General features: G+C 72.2%; 18 protein-coding genes and 1 pseudogene. 8 read left to right on the forward strand and 11 right to left on the reverse strand.

Annotation, left to right across the window (positions count from 1 at the left end; genetic code table 11):
* Nucleotides 1-5: 5 nt before the first annotated feature.
* Nucleotides 6-1,019 (reverse strand): annotated as a pseudogene (locus FIP57_RS08065) (acyltransferase family protein); the annotation flags it as partial.
* A 94-nt stretch (nt 1,020-1,113) separates the two neighbouring features.
* Between FIP57_RS08065 and FIP57_RS08070 the strand changes: the two are divergent.
* From FIP57_RS08070 to galE, 3 genes are all read left to right on the forward strand, one after another.
* The gene (locus tag FIP57_RS08070; protein WP_148572998.1) at nt 1,114-2,793 is read left to right on the forward strand and encodes a fibronectin type III domain-containing protein; all 1,680 of its coding nucleotides are present in this window, start codon (nt 1,114-1,116) and stop codon (nt 2,791-2,793) included.
* Between the two features lie 84 nt (nt 2,794-2,877).
* The gene (locus FIP57_RS08075) at nt 2,878-3,414 is read left to right on the forward strand and encodes a hypothetical protein (RefSeq protein ID WP_148572999.1); all 537 of its coding nucleotides are present in this window, start codon (nt 2,878-2,880) and stop codon (nt 3,412-3,414) included.
* On the forward strand, nt 3,411-4,415 hold the full coding sequence (galE, locus tag FIP57_RS08080) for a UDP-glucose 4-epimerase GalE (RefSeq protein WP_148573000.1): 1,005 nt from the start codon (nt 3,411-3,413) through the stop codon (nt 4,413-4,415). Before FIP57_RS08075 ends, galE begins: the two co-directional genes overlap by 4 nt.
* A gap of 26 nt (nt 4,416-4,441) precedes the next feature.
* On the opposite strand, the gene FIP57_RS08085 is transcribed toward galE, so the two are convergent.
* From FIP57_RS08085 to FIP57_RS23155, 4 genes are read right to left on the reverse strand one after another with little or no spacing between them, the layout of a single operon-like run.
* Nucleotides 4,442-4,873: a VanZ family protein gene (locus tag FIP57_RS08085; RefSeq protein WP_162529720.1), complete on the reverse strand. Its 432-nt coding sequence runs from the start codon at nt 4,871-4,873 to the stop codon at nt 4,442-4,444.
* On the reverse strand, nt 4,870-5,295 hold the full coding sequence (locus FIP57_RS08090) for a Fur family transcriptional regulator (protein ID WP_148573002.1): 426 nt from the start codon (nt 5,293-5,295) through the stop codon (nt 4,870-4,872). The genes FIP57_RS08085 and FIP57_RS08090 overlap by 4 nt, the downstream gene beginning before the upstream one ends.
* Nucleotides 5,296-5,319: 24 nt before the next feature.
* Entirely contained in the window at nt 5,320-5,814 is a 495-nt protein-coding gene (locus tag FIP57_RS08095) for a heme-binding beta-barrel domain-containing protein (RefSeq protein ID WP_148573003.1), read from the reverse strand.
* The gene (locus FIP57_RS23155; RefSeq protein ID WP_162529721.1) at nt 5,814-5,963 is read right to left on the reverse strand and encodes a hypothetical protein; all 150 of its coding nucleotides are present in this window, start codon (nt 5,961-5,963) and stop codon (nt 5,814-5,816) included. The genes FIP57_RS08095 and FIP57_RS23155 overlap by 1 nt, the downstream gene beginning before the upstream one ends.
* Before the next feature lie 92 nt (nt 5,964-6,055).
* Here FIP57_RS23155 and FIP57_RS23160 point away from each other — a divergent pair, with 92 nt between their 5' ends.
* On the forward strand, nt 6,056-6,205 hold the full coding sequence (locus FIP57_RS23160) for a hypothetical protein (RefSeq protein ID WP_162529722.1): 150 nt from the start codon (nt 6,056-6,058) through the stop codon (nt 6,203-6,205).
* 83 nt (nt 6,206-6,288) lie between these two features.
* On the forward strand, nt 6,289-6,651 hold the full coding sequence (locus FIP57_RS08100) for a DsrE family protein (protein ID WP_148573004.1): 363 nt from the start codon (nt 6,289-6,291) through the stop codon (nt 6,649-6,651).
* Here FIP57_RS08100 and FIP57_RS08105 read toward each other — a convergent pair.
* On the reverse strand, nt 6,645-7,475 hold the full coding sequence (locus tag FIP57_RS08105; protein WP_148573005.1) for a beta-keto acid cleavage family enzyme: 831 nt from the start codon (nt 7,473-7,475) through the stop codon (nt 6,645-6,647). The genes FIP57_RS08100 and FIP57_RS08105 overlap by 7 nt on opposite strands.
* A 65-nt stretch (nt 7,476-7,540) precedes the next feature.
* Between FIP57_RS08105 and dtd the strand changes: the two genes are divergently transcribed.
* Nucleotides 7,541-7,978, forward strand: coding sequence for a D-aminoacyl-tRNA deacylase (dtd, locus tag FIP57_RS08110; RefSeq protein WP_148573006.1), 438 nt, complete (start codon nt 7,541-7,543; stop codon nt 7,976-7,978).
* Nucleotides 7,979-8,043: 65 nt separating this feature from the next.
* Here the strand turns inward: dtd and FIP57_RS08115 are convergent, their stop codons facing one another.
* The 4 genes from FIP57_RS08115 to FIP57_RS08130 form a co-directional block, all read right to left on the reverse strand.
* Nucleotides 8,044-9,105, reverse strand: a complete 1,062-nt coding sequence (locus FIP57_RS08115; RefSeq protein ID WP_148573007.1) for a hypothetical protein — start codon at nt 9,103-9,105, stop codon at nt 8,044-8,046.
* Nucleotides 9,106-9,346: 241 nt separating this feature from the next.
* Nucleotides 9,347-10,384, reverse strand: coding sequence for an alkaline phosphatase family protein (locus tag FIP57_RS08120; protein WP_148573008.1), 1,038 nt, complete (start codon nt 10,382-10,384; stop codon nt 9,347-9,349).
* Nucleotides 10,385-10,483: 99 nt separating this feature from the next.
* Nucleotides 10,484-10,783 carry a DUF1416 domain-containing protein gene (locus tag FIP57_RS08125; RefSeq protein WP_148573009.1) on the reverse strand — a complete coding sequence of 100 codons (300 nt, stop codon included), beginning with the start codon at nt 10,781-10,783 and terminating at the stop codon, nt 10,484-10,486.
* Complete coding sequence (locus tag FIP57_RS08130; protein WP_148573010.1) at nt 10,783-11,631, reverse strand: sulfurtransferase; 849 nt, start codon at nt 11,629-11,631, stop codon at nt 10,783-10,785. Before FIP57_RS08130 ends, FIP57_RS08125 begins: the two co-directional genes overlap by 1 nt.
* A gap of 336 nt (nt 11,632-11,967) precedes the next feature.
* On the opposite strand from FIP57_RS08130, the gene gmd reads away from it, so the two are divergent.
* Nucleotides 11,968-12,957 (forward strand): GDP-mannose 4,6-dehydratase, encoded by a 990-nt coding sequence (gmd, locus tag FIP57_RS08135; protein ID WP_148573011.1) that lies wholly within the window; start codon nt 11,968-11,970, stop codon nt 12,955-12,957.
* A gap of 145 nt (nt 12,958-13,102) precedes the next feature.
* On the opposite strand, the gene FIP57_RS08140 is transcribed toward gmd, so the two are convergent.
* Nucleotides 13,103-14,614 carry a hypothetical protein gene (locus FIP57_RS08140; RefSeq protein WP_148573012.1) on the reverse strand — a complete coding sequence of 504 codons (1,512 nt, stop codon included), beginning with the start codon at nt 14,612-14,614 and terminating at the stop codon, nt 13,103-13,105.
* 179 nt (nt 14,615-14,793) lie between these two features.
* Here FIP57_RS08140 and FIP57_RS08145 point away from each other — a divergent pair, with 179 nt between their 5' ends.
* Nucleotides 14,794-16,782 (forward strand): sensor histidine kinase, encoded by a 1,989-nt coding sequence (locus FIP57_RS08145; protein WP_148573013.1) that lies wholly within the window; start codon nt 14,794-14,796, stop codon nt 16,780-16,782.
* Nucleotides 16,783-17,263: the final 481 nt, after the last annotated feature.

Genomic DNA, 17,263 nt, shown 5'->3' on the forward strand with positions numbered 1-17,263 from the left:
ACGGCGACCATCGCCAGCGCCGCGACCCCGAGCAGCGGCTTCGGGACCGAGTCGACCCCCGCGAGCAGCAGGAACGGCACGGTGTGCCACAGGTAGAGGCTGTAGCTGGTCCGCCCGACCCAGGCCACCGGCCGGAGCGTGAGCAGCCGGTGGACGGGTCCCGGGGTGGCGCTGTAGCCGCCGGCCACCAGGACCAGGCACGTCGTGACCGCGAGCGGGACGCCCACGAGCCGGTACACCGGGCTGTCGCTGTCGGGCCCGAGCACGACGTACAGCACGAGGAGGGTGAGCGCGGCGACCGGCAGCGCGGCGGGGACTCGGAGCGGCGCGGCGTCGGCCGGGCGGGCCCGGAGGAGCAGCGCCAGCGCGCAGCCGGCGAGCAGCTCGCCGAACCGCGCGGACGGGCCGAAGTAGAACCAGAACGCGCCGAGCGGCAGCGAGAGCAGGTAGCAGCCGAGGCCGAGGGCTGCGGCGGCCCAGCCCGCCCGCCGGGCGCTCCAGCCGCGGCCGCGGGCAGCGAGGAGGAGCAGCGGCCAGAGGAGGTAGAAGTACCACTCCACCGCCAGCGACCAGGTGTGACCGAAGGGCTCGAGGGCCGGCACCACGAACGAGTCGTCCTGCGTGGCGCCCCAGACCGACGTCGCCTGCACCAGCACGAGCGCGCCCCGCCGCGCCGTCTCGACGAGGCCGAGCCCTCCGGGGGCGAGCGCGTGGAGGACGACCCCCCCGACCACCAGCCCGAGCAGGGCGGGGTAGAGCCGGGCCACGCGGCGGCGTACGAACGAGAGCCAGGCGGCGCCGAGCCCCTCCGGACCACGGCTGCGCCACAGCATCGTGGTGATGATGAAGCCGCTCAGCACGAAGAAGACGTCGACGCCGACCGCGCCGCCGTGGAAGAACGGGACGTACCAGAGGAACCAGTGCAGGGCGAGCACCGAGGCGATCGCCACCGCCCGGATGCCGTCGAGGTAGGCCACCCGTCCCGCGCCACTGCTGCTGCCGATCGTGATCACCCCCACACCGAGCGGCAAAGTCGCCGTGACTCTCAAACGAGTGGTGATCCCGCCCGTTACCTAGGTAGGAAACCGACAAACCACCTAGAATCGGAACGTTATGCGCCGAACCGCCTCGTTGCTCCTCATGGTGGCGATGGTGGGTGCGGCGCTGGTCTCCCCCGGTGCGCCCGCCGCCCGGGCCGCCGCGCCGGAGCTCGTCCCGCTCCCCGCGCAGCCGGCCGACTCGGTCGTCGACGCCTATGGGATCGGCATCCACCTGCCGTTCCTGGACACCCCCTACGCCGACGCCGAGCGGGTCGCCGACGCGCTCGAGGAGCTCGGGGTCCGCCACGTCCGCGACGACCTCTTCCTCGACAACCCGCGGCAGTACGCCGGGATCCGGACCGTCGCCGAGCGCGGCATCCGGTTCGACCTGATCATGGGCCGCCCCGACCGCCGCGGCACCCCGGCCGACTACGTCCGCACCGTGGCCGAGCTCCCCGCCGGCGCCGTCGAGGGCGTCGAGGGGATCAACGAGTGGGACCTCTTCGGCCGTGGCCGTGACTGGGTCGGCGAGACGGTCGCGTGGCAGAAGGAGCTCTACCGGCTCGTCAAGGCCGAGCCGCGGACCGCGCACCTGCCGGTGCTCTCGCCGGCGCTCGCCTTCCGGTGGAACTACGCCTCGCTGCCGGACCTCTCCGCGTGGTCCGACGTCGCGAACGCCCACATGTACCCGGGCGGCTACCAACCCGGCACCGAGCTCTCCAACATCACCAACGCGCTGCGGGCGGTGCTGCCGACGCGGCCGCTGGTGACCACCGAGGGCGGCTACCACAACGCGATCAACACCACGAACGGCCACCTGCCCACCTCGGAGAAGGCCGCCGGGGTGTACCTCCCGCGGCTGCTCCTCGAGCACGTCCGTGCCGGTCAGCACCGGCTCTACAGCTACGAGCTGATCGACGAGTTCTCCGACCCCGGCAAGACCAACCCCGAGGCACACTTCGGCCTGCTGCGGCGGGACTGGTCCCCCAAGCCGGCGTACACCGCGATGAAGCGGCTGCTAGGGCTCCTCTCCGACCCCGGCCCGTCGTTCACCACGACGCCGCTGCCGGTGCAGGTGGAGGGATGGCCGGCCGACGGGCGCTACCTGGTCACGCAGAAGCGCGACGGGAGCTACGTCGTGCTGCTCTACCGGGACCAGCCCGTGTGGGACCCGGCGAAGCGGCAGGAGCTGGTGGTCTCCCCGGCGAACGTGACGCTGCGGTTCGGGACCGACTACGACATCGACGTGCAGCGGATCACCGACGGGGCGCTCACCGAGTCGCGCGGGTCGTCGGTCCGGGTGCCCGTGGACGCCGGGGTGACGGCGGTGACGCTGACGCCGCCTGCTGCCCCGTCGCCCGCTCCCTTGCCGACTCCCGCGCCGTCCGACCCCCCGGCTGCACCGCAGCCAGGGCCGGTGGACGTGACGCCTGCGGAGGAGGTGGCGTCGCCGGAGGAGGTGGCGCCGACCGACGTCGTGCCCGCCGCGAAGCCCGGGAAGGTCAGGATCAAGACCGCGAAGGTCAAGGGTCGGAAGGTGACGCTGGCCTGGCAGGCGGCCGCCGGCAACGGTGATCCCGTGCTCGGCTACCGGCTGAGGTACGCCGGCCGGACGAAGACCGTCGGCCCCGGGAAGGCCAGGGTCACGCTGCGGAAGCTCCCGCCCCGCACGAGGCTCCGGGTGACCCTGCAGGCCCGGAACACCGTCGGCTGGGGCGCGGCCACGCGCACGCCGTACCTCCGCACCCGCTGAGCCGCCGCATCCTCGGAGCGTTTAGGCCGGGTGGACAGAACGTGCCGTAGCGGCTGCGCGGGGCGCGTCCTTAGCGTGCCGGGCATGGGGGAACCGGACCCTGCAGGGGAGCCCACCGTGGTGCTCGGCCGCTACGTCGCCGAGTTCGCCGATCTCTGCTGGACCTTGCGGTACGGCCTGACGCGGGCCGGCCGCATCGCCGGCCAGCCGGCCAGGACCATCCGCGCCCTCAGTGACGAGCTCCCTGCAGCCCGGCTGGCCGAGGCGTTCTTCGACATGTGTGCCGCGCTCAAGGACTACACGCCCGAGGAAGCGTCCGTCGCGCTCGAGCTGCACGATCGGGTCATCGACGCCGTCGAGCGACGCGACGCCTACATGAACGGTGACTGGTGGGCCGGGTGGACGAGCGCGGACGCGCGCCGTGGCGGCGTCGCCGCCCCCTGGGTCCGCGACCGGGCGAAGCAGGTCGAGCCTGACGTGCTGGTGCACAACATCGACGACCTCGTGGAGCTGCGCTGCCTGCTCGAGCAGTTCGTGGTGCTGGTCTCGGGCGACGTCCACGCCCTCGCCCCTGGCGTCGTCCCGATGATGCCGGCACAACGTAGGGAGCCCATGAGGTGAAGATCCTGGTGACCGGCGGTGCCGGCTACATCGGCTCGATCACGTGCAAGGTCCTCGAGCAACGAGGCCACACGCCTGTCGTCCTCGACTCGCTGGTCACCGGGCCAGCGGCGTTCGCGCGCGGCCGGGTGTTCTACCGCGGGGACATCGCCGACCGGGAGCTGGTGGCCACGATCGTGCGCGACCACCCCGACATCGCTTGCACGATCCACATGGCGGCCCGGGTCGTCGTACCGGAGTCCGTGGCGCAGCCCCATGTCTACTACCGGGACAACGTCTGCAAGTCGCTCGCGCTCTTCGACCAGCTCGTGCGGCTGGACCGGCCGCGGGTCGTGTTCTCCTCCAGCGCGTCGGTCTACGCCGCCTCCGACGCCGAGGAGGTCGTCGAGGACTCCCCCCTCGCCCCGTCGTCGCCCTATGCGCGCACCAAGGCGATGGTGGAGACGGTGCTCCAGGACATGGCCAAAAGCTCCAGCATGCGCGCGATCATCCTGCGCTACTTCAACCCGATCGGCTCCGATCCGGATCTCGAGCTCGGCGTGCACGTCCGCGAGCCGAGCCACGTCCTCGGCCAGCTCGTGATGGCCGCACAAGGAGCCAAGGCCTGCTTCACCCTCACCGGAGTGGACTACCCCACCAGGGACGGGACCGGGTTGCGCGACTACGTCCACGTGTGGGACCTGGCACGTGCACATGTCTGCGCCGTCGAACGGTTCGACGACGTGCTCGCCGCCGAGGGCAGCCCCTGCAGCGTCGTCAACGTGGGCACCGGTCGGGGGGTCACCGTGCGCGAGCTCGTGGACACCTTCAGCAAGGTCTTCGGTCGGGAGGTGCCGACCGAGGTGGCCCCGCGTCGACCCGGCGACGTGGCGGGCGCCTACGCCAACGTCGACAAGGCGCGGCTCCTCCTCGGCTGGGGCGCCGAGCTGACCCTCGAGGACGCCATCGCCTCGGCCCTGCGCTGGAGCCGCCAGCGCGAGCGGGTGCTCGGCTACGCCTGACTGCGACCCCTGGCCGGCGACGGTCGTCAGCCGGCACGGTGGCGCGCCGAGCCGGCCGCCCGCCCGGCGACCGCGCCGATCAGTGCCCCGGCGGTGTTCGTCGCCACGTCCGCCAGCGACCCGTCGCGACCGGCCAGCAAGAAGGCCTGGACGCCCTCGAGGCTCAGGCTCGCGGCGAACCCGGCCACCGCGACACCCAGGACCGGCCAGCCCGGACGGAGCAGCGCCACGACCGCACCCACCGGCACGAAGAGGACGACGTTCAGAGCCTTCTCCCACACGGTCGGCTCGGACAGCCAGTCAGGAGCACCGGCGCCGTCCAACGCGTCGCTGATCAGCCGCACAGTGAAGCTCGGGACGTCGGAATCGGGCAGCAGGAGGACGACCAGGAGCCCCGCCGCGACCACCGCGGCGACCACGCGCAACAGCCGGCGTGGCGCCGCCCCTGCCGTGTTCAACTCTCCGGTCGGCAGTCGGCACACCGCCCGAACACGGTCAGGTGGCCGATGTCCGGCTCGAACCCGTGCTGCTTGCGCAGCCTCGCGACGAGGGTGTCGAACTCGGCCGGGTCGGCGTCGATGACCGCGCGGCAGTCGCGGCAGACGAGGTGGACGTGCTGCGGCGTCGCCGTGGAGTGGTACGTCGGGGCGCGGTCGGTGAGGTGGGTGTGGCGGACCAGGCCGAGCTCCTCGAGCAGGTCGAGGGTGCGGTAGACGGTCGAGATGTTCACCGCGGAGGACTGCTCGCGGACCGCCGAGAGCACCTCGTCGGGGGTGGCGTGGCCGAGCCGGTCGACCGCGGAGAGGACGAGCTCGCGCTGCGGGGTGAGGCGGTACCCCTTCTCCCGCAGCAGCTCCTGCCAGTCCTCACGGGCGGTCATGCGGCTGATCGTAGACGCGGGCGTTCAGCGCCGGACGAGCTTGCCCCACAGGTGCGGCTGGAGCTCCTGCCCCATCGCCGCCATGTCGAAGGCGAACCACAGGTCACCCTCGACGAGCCCGTAGAGCCGGTGGCCCGCGGTGACCTCCTTGGCGGTCTCCGTGCGCAGCACCGCGTCGGTGGAGAGCTCGAGCTTCGCGCCGTCGACCTTGCCGTGCCACAGCGCCATCACGCCGGTGTTGTGAGTCAGCAGCAGCTCGACGGAACCGTCCTCCATGCACCGCATGAACCCGGTCTCCTGCGCGGCCTCGCGAACCTTGTTGCCCTCGTCGTCGACGATCCAGGAGCGGGCCATGTAGTGCATGAACGGCCGGCCGTCCTGCTGGAAGATGACCTCCTGGCCGAACTTGAACTTCTCGATCGTCGGGTAGTCGCCGTCGCCGCCGCCCTCCCAGACCCCCAGCAGCCAGGCGAACTTGTGGAGGTTGGGGTGGAGGTTCTGCGGGATCTCGAACGGCATCAGCGGTCCCGGCCCGTGGTCCGCGTGGTGGCGCGCGCCTCCTGCACCCGGACGACCTCGGCCTTCATCACCTTGGTGAGCACGAGGAGGGCACCGAGGGCCAGCAGCAGGAACACCACGACCATGAGGGCGACGAGGACCGCATCCATGAGGCCGATCGTACGGCCCCTGGTCCAGCCCGCCGGAGCCGCGCCGTGGCAGCGAGCCGCCTCCTGGGCATGTGATGGACACGGAGGGAACCATGTCTACCGCGGCCGTCGTGATCGTCCTCGTCACCCTCTGGCTGCTCGCCCTCGTGGCATGGGTGCTGCTGAAGCTGCGCCAGCCCCGCCTCCCGTACCCGCGAGCGACGCCGTCGGGCGAGCGGGAGCACCGGCACCGGGCGGCCTGACCGTCATCCTGTGCAGTCGGGTCCTGGATCGGGCCGGGGACAGCCCAGCTGCACGGCATGAGGGGGGTCCTAGGCTGCCGGGCATGCCACGTCCGCTCGTCGTCAAGCTCACCTCCGGCACCTCCGAGCCCGAGAAGGCGAACCAGGCCTTCACCGTCGCCGCTGCCGCCCTCGCCTCGGGGAGCCGGGTGAGCCTGTGGCTGACCGGCGACGCGTCGTGGTTCGCGGTGCCCGGTCAGGCCGAGGAGTTCGCCCTCCCCCACGCCACCGCGCTCGCCGACCTCCGGGACGCGATCCTGGCCGGCGGAACCCTCACGGTCTGCAGCCAGTGCGCCGCCCGCCGCGACCTCAGCGAGGCCGACCTGGTGCCCGGCGCCCGGATCGCGGGGGCCGCGTCGTTCGTCGAGGAGGCGCTGGGCGACGAGGTGCAGGCGCTCGTCTACTGAGGTCGTACGCCGAGCAGCGACCGTGCCTCGTCGGGGGTCATCGGCTCCCGCTGCGCCAGCCGGCCGAGCTCCACGGCGCGCGTGACCAGCTGCTCGTTGTGCTCGACCGGAACGCCCTTCGCCAACGTGAGCACGTCCTCCATGCCGACGCGGAGGTGGCCGCCCTTGGCCAGCGCGGCGAGGGCCACGGTGAGCGTCGAGCGGCCGATGCCCGTGGCCGACCACGAGGTGACCTCCGGCGGCATCGCGGCCACCGCGGCCACGAGGGCGTCGGCGGTGCCGGGCATCCCGCCGGGGACGTTCATCACCAGGTCGCAGTGCACCTTGCCGCCGTACGGAAGACCGTGCTGACGCAGCAGCCGGTGCAGCGCGTGGACGTGGCCGAGGTCGAACAGCTCGAACTCCGGGACCACCTCGCGCTCCTGCGTGAGCTGGTAGAGGTCGGTGATGAACCCCCACGGGTTCATGAACACCTCGTCGCCGAAGTTGACCGTCCCCATCGTCAGGCTGCAGGAGTCGGGCGCGGCGTCGAGCACCTCGAGCCGGGCGTCGAGCGGGTCGTGGACCGATCCGCCGGTGGAGAGCTGGACGACCAGGTCGGTGTTCTCGCGGAGCGCGGCGACCGTGTCGGTCAGCCGGCCCACGTCCAGGGTGGGCAGGTGGTCGTCGTCGCGGATGTGCACGTGGACCATCGCCGCACCCGCGGCCTCGCACCGCCGGGCGGTCTCGACGAGCTCGTCCAACGTCGTGGGGAGCTGGGGCACGTCGGCCTTGCTGGACTCGGCGCCCGTCGGGGCGACCGTCACGAGAAGCTTGTCGTTCATCGCGGCATCGTGCCAGACGGCGGGCGGGCACCCGTACCCTCGCCGGGAACAGGAAGGCGGGCAGCGTGCGGGCAGTGGTGCAACGGGTCAGCGAGGCGGCGGTGCGGGTCGACGGCGAGCTCGTCGGCGCGATCGACGAGCCGGGGCTGGTGGTCCTCCTCGGCGTCACGCACGACGACGGGCCGAAGGAGGTCACCTGGCTGGCCCGCAAGATCTGGGAGCTGCGGATCATGCGCGACGAGAAGTCGGCGTCCGACCTCGGGGCGCCGGTGCTGGTGGTCAGCCAGTTCACGTTGTACGGCGACGCGCGCAAGGGCCGACGCCCGACCTGGATCGCCGCCGCACCGGGCGAGGTGTCCGAGCCGGTGTACGAGGCTTTCTGCGAGGAGCTCTCCCGGCTCGGCGCCCGCGTCGAGAGGGGCGTCTTCGGCGCCGACATGCACGTGTCGCTGGTCAACGACGGGCCGGTGACGATGGTGCTGGAGTCCCCCGCCCGCACGTGACGGGGGCCCCCGCACCATCGGTGCGAGGGCCCCTTTCAGCTTTCGACAGGGTCGACCAGCTCCGCTCAGGGAGCGAAGACCGCGAACCGCGAGGCCGGGAAGGTGAACGCGCCACCCGCGAGCAGCTGCTCACGGTCGGCGTACGCGTCGAGCGCCTCGATGCCCATCTCCGTGTTGGCGTTCGGGTTCCAGTCGGTCAGGTCACCGTTCGGCAAGAACGACGCCCCGCGACGGCGGGTCTGCTGGAGGTCGCCCTCGCAGTCGCCGGTCGGCTCCTGCAGGACGCCGCGGTCGCAGACCTGGTTGAAGTGGCCGCCGGCGTAGATCGTGCCGCCGAGGATCGAGACCGCCTGCACGTCACCGTCGAGACGGCGCTCCCACTGGCGGGCACCGGTCCCGCGGTTGACCGCCTCGAGGCCGCCACCGCGAGGGCCGCCGAGCGCGGCGTAGAGCGTGCCGGCACCGACCGCGATGTTCATGACCGGGACGCCCGTACGCGGGTTGAAGCCGGTGACCAGCGCGCCGTTCTTCCGCTTGAGCAGCGCGAACCGCTCGTGGGCCTTCTTGCCGTTCATCGCGTGGAAGAAGCCGCCGACGAAGACGCCGCGCTTGGTGACCCGGAGGTCCTGCACCGGGCCGTCGTTGGCGATCGGGGCCCACTTGGCGAGCTTGCCGTTCTTGCGGTTGAACGCCGCCAGGCGGCCGCGCTTCTGGCCCGCGACCTTGGTGAACTTGCCGCCGATGTAGACCTTCTTGGCGTCCATCCCCACCGCCTGCACCACGCCGACCGCCTTGATGTTGAGCGGCATGAGCTTGCCGGCGCCGGTCGACTTCACCAGCGCGACGTTCTTGCGCTTCTTGCCCTTGACGGCCTTGAACTTGCCGACGAGGTAGACGCCCTCCTTGCTCCACGCCATGTCGAGGACGGTGCCCTTGACGTTCGGCTTCCACTTCACGAGGTCGCCGGTGGTGCGGTTGAACGCCGCGGCGCCGTTGCGTACGACGGTCCGCGCCTCGTCGGTGGCGCGGGTGAAGCTTCCGCCCACGTAGACGATGTCGCCGCGGTGGATGATCGTGTGGACGGTCCCGTTGAAGGTCGGGAAGTCGGGCTCGGGAGTGTTGCTCACCAGGGCGGAGCTGACACCCGGGGTCGCGAGGACGGTGGCACCGGCTGTGAGAGCAACGGCAAGCAAACGCTTCTTCAAGGGAACCTCAGCTGGGAGAGAGATCGGTACGAGCCCGCTCATCCTATGGGTGACGTTCAGGCGGAGATGGGCCGAAAGGCCCGAATTTGCTTGACCAAGTGGCCCGTGGCGTCCAACCACGAGGGGCGGCTCAACCGCGGTTCCGCGCGCCACGAGGGGCGGTTCAACGGAAGCGGAGGGCCCGGTCGGCGTTGATGACGCTCCCGGGGACCACCGGCAACCCGAGGAGCTCGGCGACGACATTGGCGGCGGCGGCGTTCCGGACGGGCTGGGGGCCGGCGTACCCGGGGATCCGGCGGCGCGGGTCCTTCAGCCCGGGGCTCAGGTCGTAGAGGTCCGCGCCGGAGGCGACGTCCGGCCCCCAGACCACGAACGGGACCCGGGCGTGGGCGAGGACCCGGGCGTCACCGTGCCGGTGGGCCCCTGCGGAGCCCCCGTGGTCGGCGGTGAGGACGACCCAGGTCCGGCCGCCCGCGGCGACGTCGGCCCGGACGACCTCCATGACCGTGCCGAGGAGGGTGTCGACGGTCGCGACCGACTCGAGGTAGGGCCTCGTCATGAACCCGTCCCTGTGCCCCGTGACGTCAGGAAGCGACAGGTGGAGCATCGTGGCGTGGTGCTCGCCGGCCACCAGGTCGCGGCGGGTCTTGCGGACCAGCCGCCGGTTGTTGCGGTCGATGACGGTCAGGTCGAGCCCTTCGACCCACGACCGGGTCATCAGCCGGAACTTGCGCTTGGCCGAGAACAGCGCGGTGTCGAGCCTGTGGGTCCGGGCCAGCGAGAAGATCGAGGCGACCCGGTGGCGCGCGGCGCGGTGGACGGTGATCGGCCGGCGCCGGTCGTCGTTCCAGGTGACTCCGTGGCCGCGGTGGCGGCGGTCGATCCGCCGGCCGGTCACCATCCCGATGTGGTTGGGCAGCGTCTCGGTCTGCTCGACGGCGCTGCGGGCGTTGAGCGTCGAGGCGCCTTCGGCGACCAGCCGGTGGAGCTCCGGCGTCCCCCGCTCGCCGAGCTTCCTCAACGCGTTCGGGTTCAACCCGTCGATGGAGACCAGCAGCACCCGCGGCGCGGTGACCTCGGCCGCGACGGGTCGCGCGACGTCGACCGGCCCGGGTGACGAGGGGCGCTCGGACACGACCGCCCCGCCGCACAGGGCGGCCGTCAGGAGGGTCGCGGCAAGCGCGCGTCGTCGCGTGTGCATGTCCGCGAAGCCTAAGGGCAGATCGGGCAAGCGGGGCGACGATGGCAAAAGCGGAGCGCCCCGCCGCGGCTGCGGCAGGGCGCTCGTGCGCTCCCGGTGTCAGGCCAGGTCGATCTCCAGCTCGGCGATCTCGCCCCGCGTCGCGACGACCTTGCGGTCGACCGCGTCGTTCTGCGGGGCCAGCACGCGGAGCGTCCACTCGCCCGGGGCGGCGAAGAACCGGAACTGCCCGGTCGCCGAGGTCGGCACCTCCGCGGTGAACTCGCCCGAGCGGTCGAGGAGCCGGACGTACGCCGGGCTCACCGGCTCACCGCTCCTCGTCACCACGCCCTGGACGATCGCCTCCTTGGCGACGTCGACCCCGTCGAGGGAGACGCCGCCCTTCGTCGCGCCGCACATCAGGCGTTGCCCGGCTCGTCGCCGAGGACGACGGGGACGCCGACGAGGGAGCCGTACTCGGTCCACGAGCCGTCGTAGTTCTTGACGTTCTCGTAGCCGAGGAGCTCCTTGAGCACGAACCAGGTGTGCGACGAGCGCTCACCGATGCGGCAGTAGGCGATCGTGTCCTTCGACTCGTCGAGCCCGGCGTCCTTGTAGAGCTGGCGCAGCTCCTCGTCGGACTTGAAGGTGCCGTCGTCGTTGGCCGCCTTGCTCCACGGCACGTTGCCCGCGGTCGGGATGTGGCCGGCGCGCTGGGCCTGCTCCTGCGGGAGGTGCGCCGGGGCCATCAGCCGGCCGGCGAACTCGTCGGGGCTGCGCACGTCGATCAGGTTCTTCACGCCGATCGCCTCGACGACCTCGTCGCGGAAGGCGCGGATCGAGTGGTCCTGCTCCTTCGCGGTGTAGCTGGTCTTCTCCCGGGTCGGGACCTCCTGGACCAGCTCGCGGCCGTCGAGCTCCCACTTCTTGCGGCCGCCGTCGAGGAGCTTGACGTTCTCGTGGCCGTAGAGCTTGAAGTACCAGTAGGCGTAGGCGGCGAACCAGTTGTTGTTGCCGCCGTACAGCACGACGGTGTCGTCGTTGCTGACGCCCTTCTCCGACAGCAACGCCTCGAACTGCTGCTTGTTCACGAAGTCGCGGCGGACCTGGTCCTGCAGCTCCGTCGTCCAGTCGAGCTTGATGGCGCCCTTGATGTGGCCACCGTCGTACGACGTGGTGTCCTCGTCGACCTCGACCAGCACGATGCCGTCGTCGTCGAGGTGCTCCTCGACCCAGGCGGCGCTGACGAGTGCGTTCTCGCGGCTCATGTGTTGTCCTTTCAGCCACCGGGTCGGTCCCGGTGAGGGTTCTCTGTCACGGGTCCCGCGACGTCGAGCAGGGCGGGACCGCAGGGTCTCGTGCTCGGGCGGAGATCGCCTGCGAACGATCGGGGCGGCTGGAGCCGCGGAGGCCGAGGGCTCAGCAGGCTCGACACAGGGACGACCGCACACGGCAGTGGTCCACTGCCCGGCGGCGCGTCAGCATGGTCGAGAACACGGTGCGAGACTAGGCGGCGGCTGACTGACCACGAAACCGATGTCTCAACATGCGGTCGCTACGTCCACAATCCGGACGCCTGAGCGTGACCTATGCTTCTCGGCACCATGAAGCGTGCACTCATCACCGGGATCACCGGCCAGGACGGCTCCTACCTCGCCGACCTGCTCCTCGCGAAGGGGTACGAGGTGCACGGCATCGTGCGGCGCGCCTCCACCTCCAACACCGAGCGGCTCGGGGACGAGCGCGCCGACGCGGTCTACGACGGCACCGCGACAGACAACCTGCACCTGCACCATGGCGACCTCAACGACGGGCTCGCCCTGAGCCGGATCGTCGCCGACGTCCGCCCCGACGAGGTCTACAACCTCGCCGCGATGAGCCACGTGCAGGTCTCCTTCGACATGCCGGAGTACACCGCCTCCACCAACGGCGGCGGCACCGTCCGGCTGCTCGAGGCGATCCGGGCGGCGAAGCTCGACTGCCGCTTCTACCAGGCGTCCACCTCGGAGATGTTCGGGCGGACCCCTCCGCCGCAGCACGAGGACTCCACGTTCCACCCGCGCTCGCCGTACGGCACCAGCAAGGTGTTCGCCCACTGGTGCACCATCAACTACCGGGAGGCCTACGACCTCTTCGCGGTCTCCGGGATCCTCTTCAACCACGAGTCGCCGCGGCGCGGGGAGAACTTCGTCACCCGCAAGATCAGCCGCGCGGTCGCGCGGATCAAGGTCGGGCTGCAGGACGAGCTCGCGCTGGGCAACCTCGACGCGGTGCGCGACTGGGGCTACGCCCCGGAGTACGTCGAGGGGATGTGGCTGATGCTCCAGCACGAGGAGCCGACCGACTTCGTGCTCGCGACCGGGACGGGGACGACCGTCCGCGAATTCGTCGAGACGGCGTTCGACCACGCCGGGCTCGACTGGCGCGACCACGTGCGCGTCGACGAGCGGTTCCAACGGCCGGCCGAGGTGCACGCGCTGATCGGCGACGCCTCGAAGGCCCACCGGGTGCTCGGGTGGAAGGCACAGACCCACGCAGGCGACCTGGCGCGGATCATGGTCGACGCCGACGTCGCCCTGCTCGAAGGCACCTGACGGCCCGGAGCCGTCGCACCGGCCCCCCGTCCATCCGATGCGACGGCTCACCCCCGACTGCTACGAGGGTAGGACGGCTCGCGGCGCGGACCGCGGTTGTTGCAGACATCACCCAAGGTGGAACAACGCCGGCCAGCGGGTGCTCTCAGCGGGTGATCCGGCCGCCCCGATCGAGCCACCAGCGCGCCGCGGTGCGCACCCGGTTCGGCAGCGTCTCGTCCGCCGCCCACCGCGCCAGCACGGGGTGCTGCGCCATGCCGGCGGCGTAGGTCGCCCGGTCGCGCAGCATCGGGTGCTCGAGCGCGGCGGCCAGCCGCTCCTCCGGCACCGCGACCCCGCCCTGCCCGGCGACGACCAGCGCGCCCGCGTCGACCTCCGTCGCCCCGATCGCGAACCACCGCGGCAGGTCGAGGTCGCCCCAGTCCATCGGCACCTGCAGCGGAGTGCTCAGCGCCCCGGCACGCGTCGTCCCGTCGGGAGCGTCCAGCACGGCTTGCTCCAGCGCCCGCGGCAGCGCCCGGTGGAACGGTGAGGCGAGCAGCACCGCGCCGGCGCTCATCGCCCGGGGCAACCGGAAGTCGTACAGCACCTCGAAGAGCAGCCGCGTCAGCATCGGTTGCTCCGGGACCCCGACCTCCCGGGCCACCGTCCGGCCGAGCTCCTCGGCGTAGCCGTAGTGCTGGTTGCGCCGCGTCGTCGTCCACCCCGCCGGCACCCGCGGCGGCGCGAGCGGGACGTCGAGGGTGGCGACGACCTCCTGGCGGAACGGCGCCGGCATGGTGTGCAGCACCGAGCCGAGCACCGCCTCGCGGTGCGGATCGCCGACCGCGCGCCGCGCCGCGCTCGCCACCGCCTGCACCACCGCGCTCCACTCCGCCGGCCCGAGCGTCGCGACGTCCCGCATCCGCTCGAACGCCAGCCCGGCGCCGCGGGCGGCGAGGAACGAGTCCGACCCGAGGGCCGACGCCGCCAGCGCCATCACGCTGGGCGTGGGCCGTTCCGCCAGGACGCTGAGCAGGTCGACGTGGGCCTGGGTGTCGGGCTCGGCCAGCCGCTGCCGGGCGAGGTCCTCGATGAGGTCGCCGTACGGCGAGCAGCGCAGCCGGCGCAGCGTCTCGCGCCGGGCGATGAACGCGATGCCCACCGAGCGCCCGGTCTCGTCGGCGAGCTTCTCGACCAGCGCCGCCATCCTCGGCCCCGTCACCCCGAACGGCCGGGACTCGTCGTGCTCCCGGGCGAGCGACAGCCACTCACCACCCGTCGGCGCGGGTCCCTCCGCGGCCGCGACAAGCGCGTCGAACCGGCTCAGCGACGCACGCCCGGCCGGGAGCGGCGCCCGGTCGACCGGGGCGTAGGGCGAGAACGCCCGGCACATCAGCTCGATCGGCGCCCGCAGCCGGCTGGGCTCGAGGTCGAGCGCCGCCTCGTAAGCGTCCACCACCTGGCCGTTGCGCCCGCCGGACCGCTCGAGCCGGCTCAGCGCAGCGACCGAGGTGCGCACCCCCGCCGCCTCAGCGAGCCGGTCGGCCACGTCGGCGAGCGAGACGCCGGCGACCTGCCGGCTGATCCGGAGCAGCCACCCGATCCGGGACGCCACGTCGATCCGCGGCCCGTCGAGCGGGGTCTCGTCGACCACGAGGTCGGCGGGCCGGGCCACTCAGCACCCCTCCGGACGGGGCGAGGTGGGTGTCGGCACGGGGTCATTCAACCGGACAATGCCCCTCGCCCGAACGGTCAAGTCGCGGGACCATCTACCCGAAACCTCCTCCAAGGGACCTTTCGTGCGGTTCCCTGGAGAGGTCCGGTCCAGAACGGCGCCGTACCAGGAGGTGACCTGTGCCCGCGAACGTGCCCGCGCGCATCCTCGGCGTGCCGCTGCGCAGCTCGGTCGTCCTCCCCGTCTACGCGGTCCTGGCCTTCCTCGGCCGGATGTCCGCCCCGCACGAGGGATCCCTCTCGCTCGTGTGGCCCGCCGCCGGCGTCGCCCTGGTCTGGCTCCTCACGCTCCCGACGCTGCGCCAGCGGGTCGCCGCCGCGATCGCGACCGGCGCGCTCGTCGCGCTCACCGGTGCCCCGTTCGGCATCGCCGCGGGACCGCTGGTCCTCGCCGGGGTGGCCCACGCGGCGCTCGGCCTCGCGACCGCCGGCCTCCTCGAGGCGCTCCGCTCCCGGCGCATCGACGACCGGTGGCTCGGCTCGACCCGCGACGCCGTCGACCTCGTGGTCGCCGCGGTCGCCGGCGCCGCCGTCACCGCGCCGCTCGGCGCCGCCGCCGCGAGCTGGAGCAGCCGGTGGCAGTTCGAGCTGCTGTGGGCGTGGGTGGCTCGGAACGCCGCAGGCACCGTCATCGTCGGCTCGGTCCTGCTGCTGCTTCTCGACCGGCTCGCCAACGGTCCCGACGACGTCGGTCGCACGCGGACCGCCGTACGGCTGGAGCTGCTCGCGCACTTCGTGGCCAGCGTCGCCTTCGGCTGGGTCGTCTTCGGGTCGACCGAGGGCGCCGCGCTGTCGTTCGGCTGCCTCGCCGGCGCGACGTGGGCCGGGTATCGCTTCTCGCCGCTGGTCGCAGCCGGTGCGTCGCTGGTCTATGCAACTGGCGCCGCCCTGGCGACGCTCGCCGGGTTCGGACCGTTCAGCGAGCTGCCGGGCGAGTTCCAGCAGACCGCCGTCGTCCAGCTCTTCGCCGCCGCCGGGACCATGCTGGCGCTGCTGCTCTCGCTGAGCGTGCGCGAGCACCGCGCGGTCGCGCGCCGGCTGGCGCACTCCGAGGCCGAGGCCCGCGAGCAGGCCGAGCTGTTCCGCGCCGTCGCCGCCACCGTGAACGAGTCGATCCTCGTGGTCGGCGCCGACGGTCGCGTGGTGATGAGCAACCCCGCCGCCGACCGGCTGGTGGGCCGCGGCCGCCCACTGCGCCACATCGAGGAGATCACCCTCGGCTTCCAGGAGCTCGACCGCTCCTCCGTCGACCCCGAGGGGTCGCTGTTCGCGCGGGCGCTGAAGGGTGAGACCGTGCACGGCCACCCGTACCTGCACGTCCACCCGGTGACCGGGCGCGAGTCCGTCCAGTCGGTGAGCGCGGCCCCGCTGGCCGGCGGGCCCGGGGCCCCCGACTCCGTCGTACTGCTCTCCCAGGACGTCACTACGCAGCAGGCGCAGCTCGCCGAGCTCCAGTCGTTCGCCGGCATCGTCGCCCACGACCTCAAGAGCCCGCTCACCAGCATCGTGGCCTGGGGCGAGCTGCTCCAGATGGAGGACGAGCCGGCCCGTCAGCAGGACGGGCTCGAGCGGATGCTCGCCGCGGCGTTCCGGATGAACCGGCTCATCGACGACCTGCTCGACTACAGCCGCACCACCGCCCGCAAGCTCGGCACGGAGGAGCTCGACCTCGACGACCTCGTCGGCGGGCTCGTCGCGGAGCTCGACAGCGAGCTCGACCGCCCGGTCACCGTCGAGCACGACGAGCTCGGCACCGTCGTCGCCGACCCCACGCTGACGAAGCAGACGCTGACCAACCTGCTGCGGAACGCCGCGAAGTACGTCGCTCCCGGCGTCGACCCGCACATCCGCGTCACCAGCCGTCCTCGTGGCGACATGCTCGCGGTCACCGTCGCGGACAACGGGATCGGGATCCCCGCCGAGGCCCGGCACCGGGTCTTCGAGACCTTCTACCGCGCCGCCCACTCCTACCCGGGCACCGGCCTCGGGCTCGCCATCTGCAAGCGGGCCGTCGAGCGGCACGGCGGGGAGATCCTCGTGGAGGACCACCCGACGTCCGGCACCGCGATCACCTTCACGCTGCCCGCCGCGATGACCGCCGCGGCCTGAAGGTGTTGAGCCGCCCCTCGTGGCGCGGCCGCGGGTGTTGAGCCGCCCCTCGTGGCGCGCGTGCGGGGGCCCGCCCGTGTGCGGGACGCGGCCCCCGCTCCCGGCTGCGCGCCGGTCTCCCCTCGTGAGGAGCGTGACGCCCACACCGCCCCGGGATGGTCTGCGTCACACGCTCCGTGCAACGACCCGAACCGGGTTCGGTTACGAGGTGCCGCGCGCCTCCGACGCCGTACGGCGGACGAGCTGTCCTGGATCGCGCACCTGATCGAAATTTCACCACTACGGACCACAGATCGGTGAAAGTTCGTTCACCTGCGGTGGAGCCGTCCGCCGTACTCCCGCTCGACCGGCGCGGGTCAAGTCCGCTGAGGTGGTGTACGAAGTCTGATCCTTCGTCGTTGTAGTTCAGGCCGTGATGGCCGGCAGGGTCGGCTGGTCGGTCACCTCCTCGGTCGTCCTGGTGTCGACGGCCTGTGCGCGG

It is taken from the genome of Nocardioides caldifontis, assembly GCF_008087345.1.
GTDB lineage: Bacteria > Actinomycetota > Actinomycetes > Propionibacteriales > Nocardioidaceae > Marmoricola_A > Marmoricola_A caldifontis.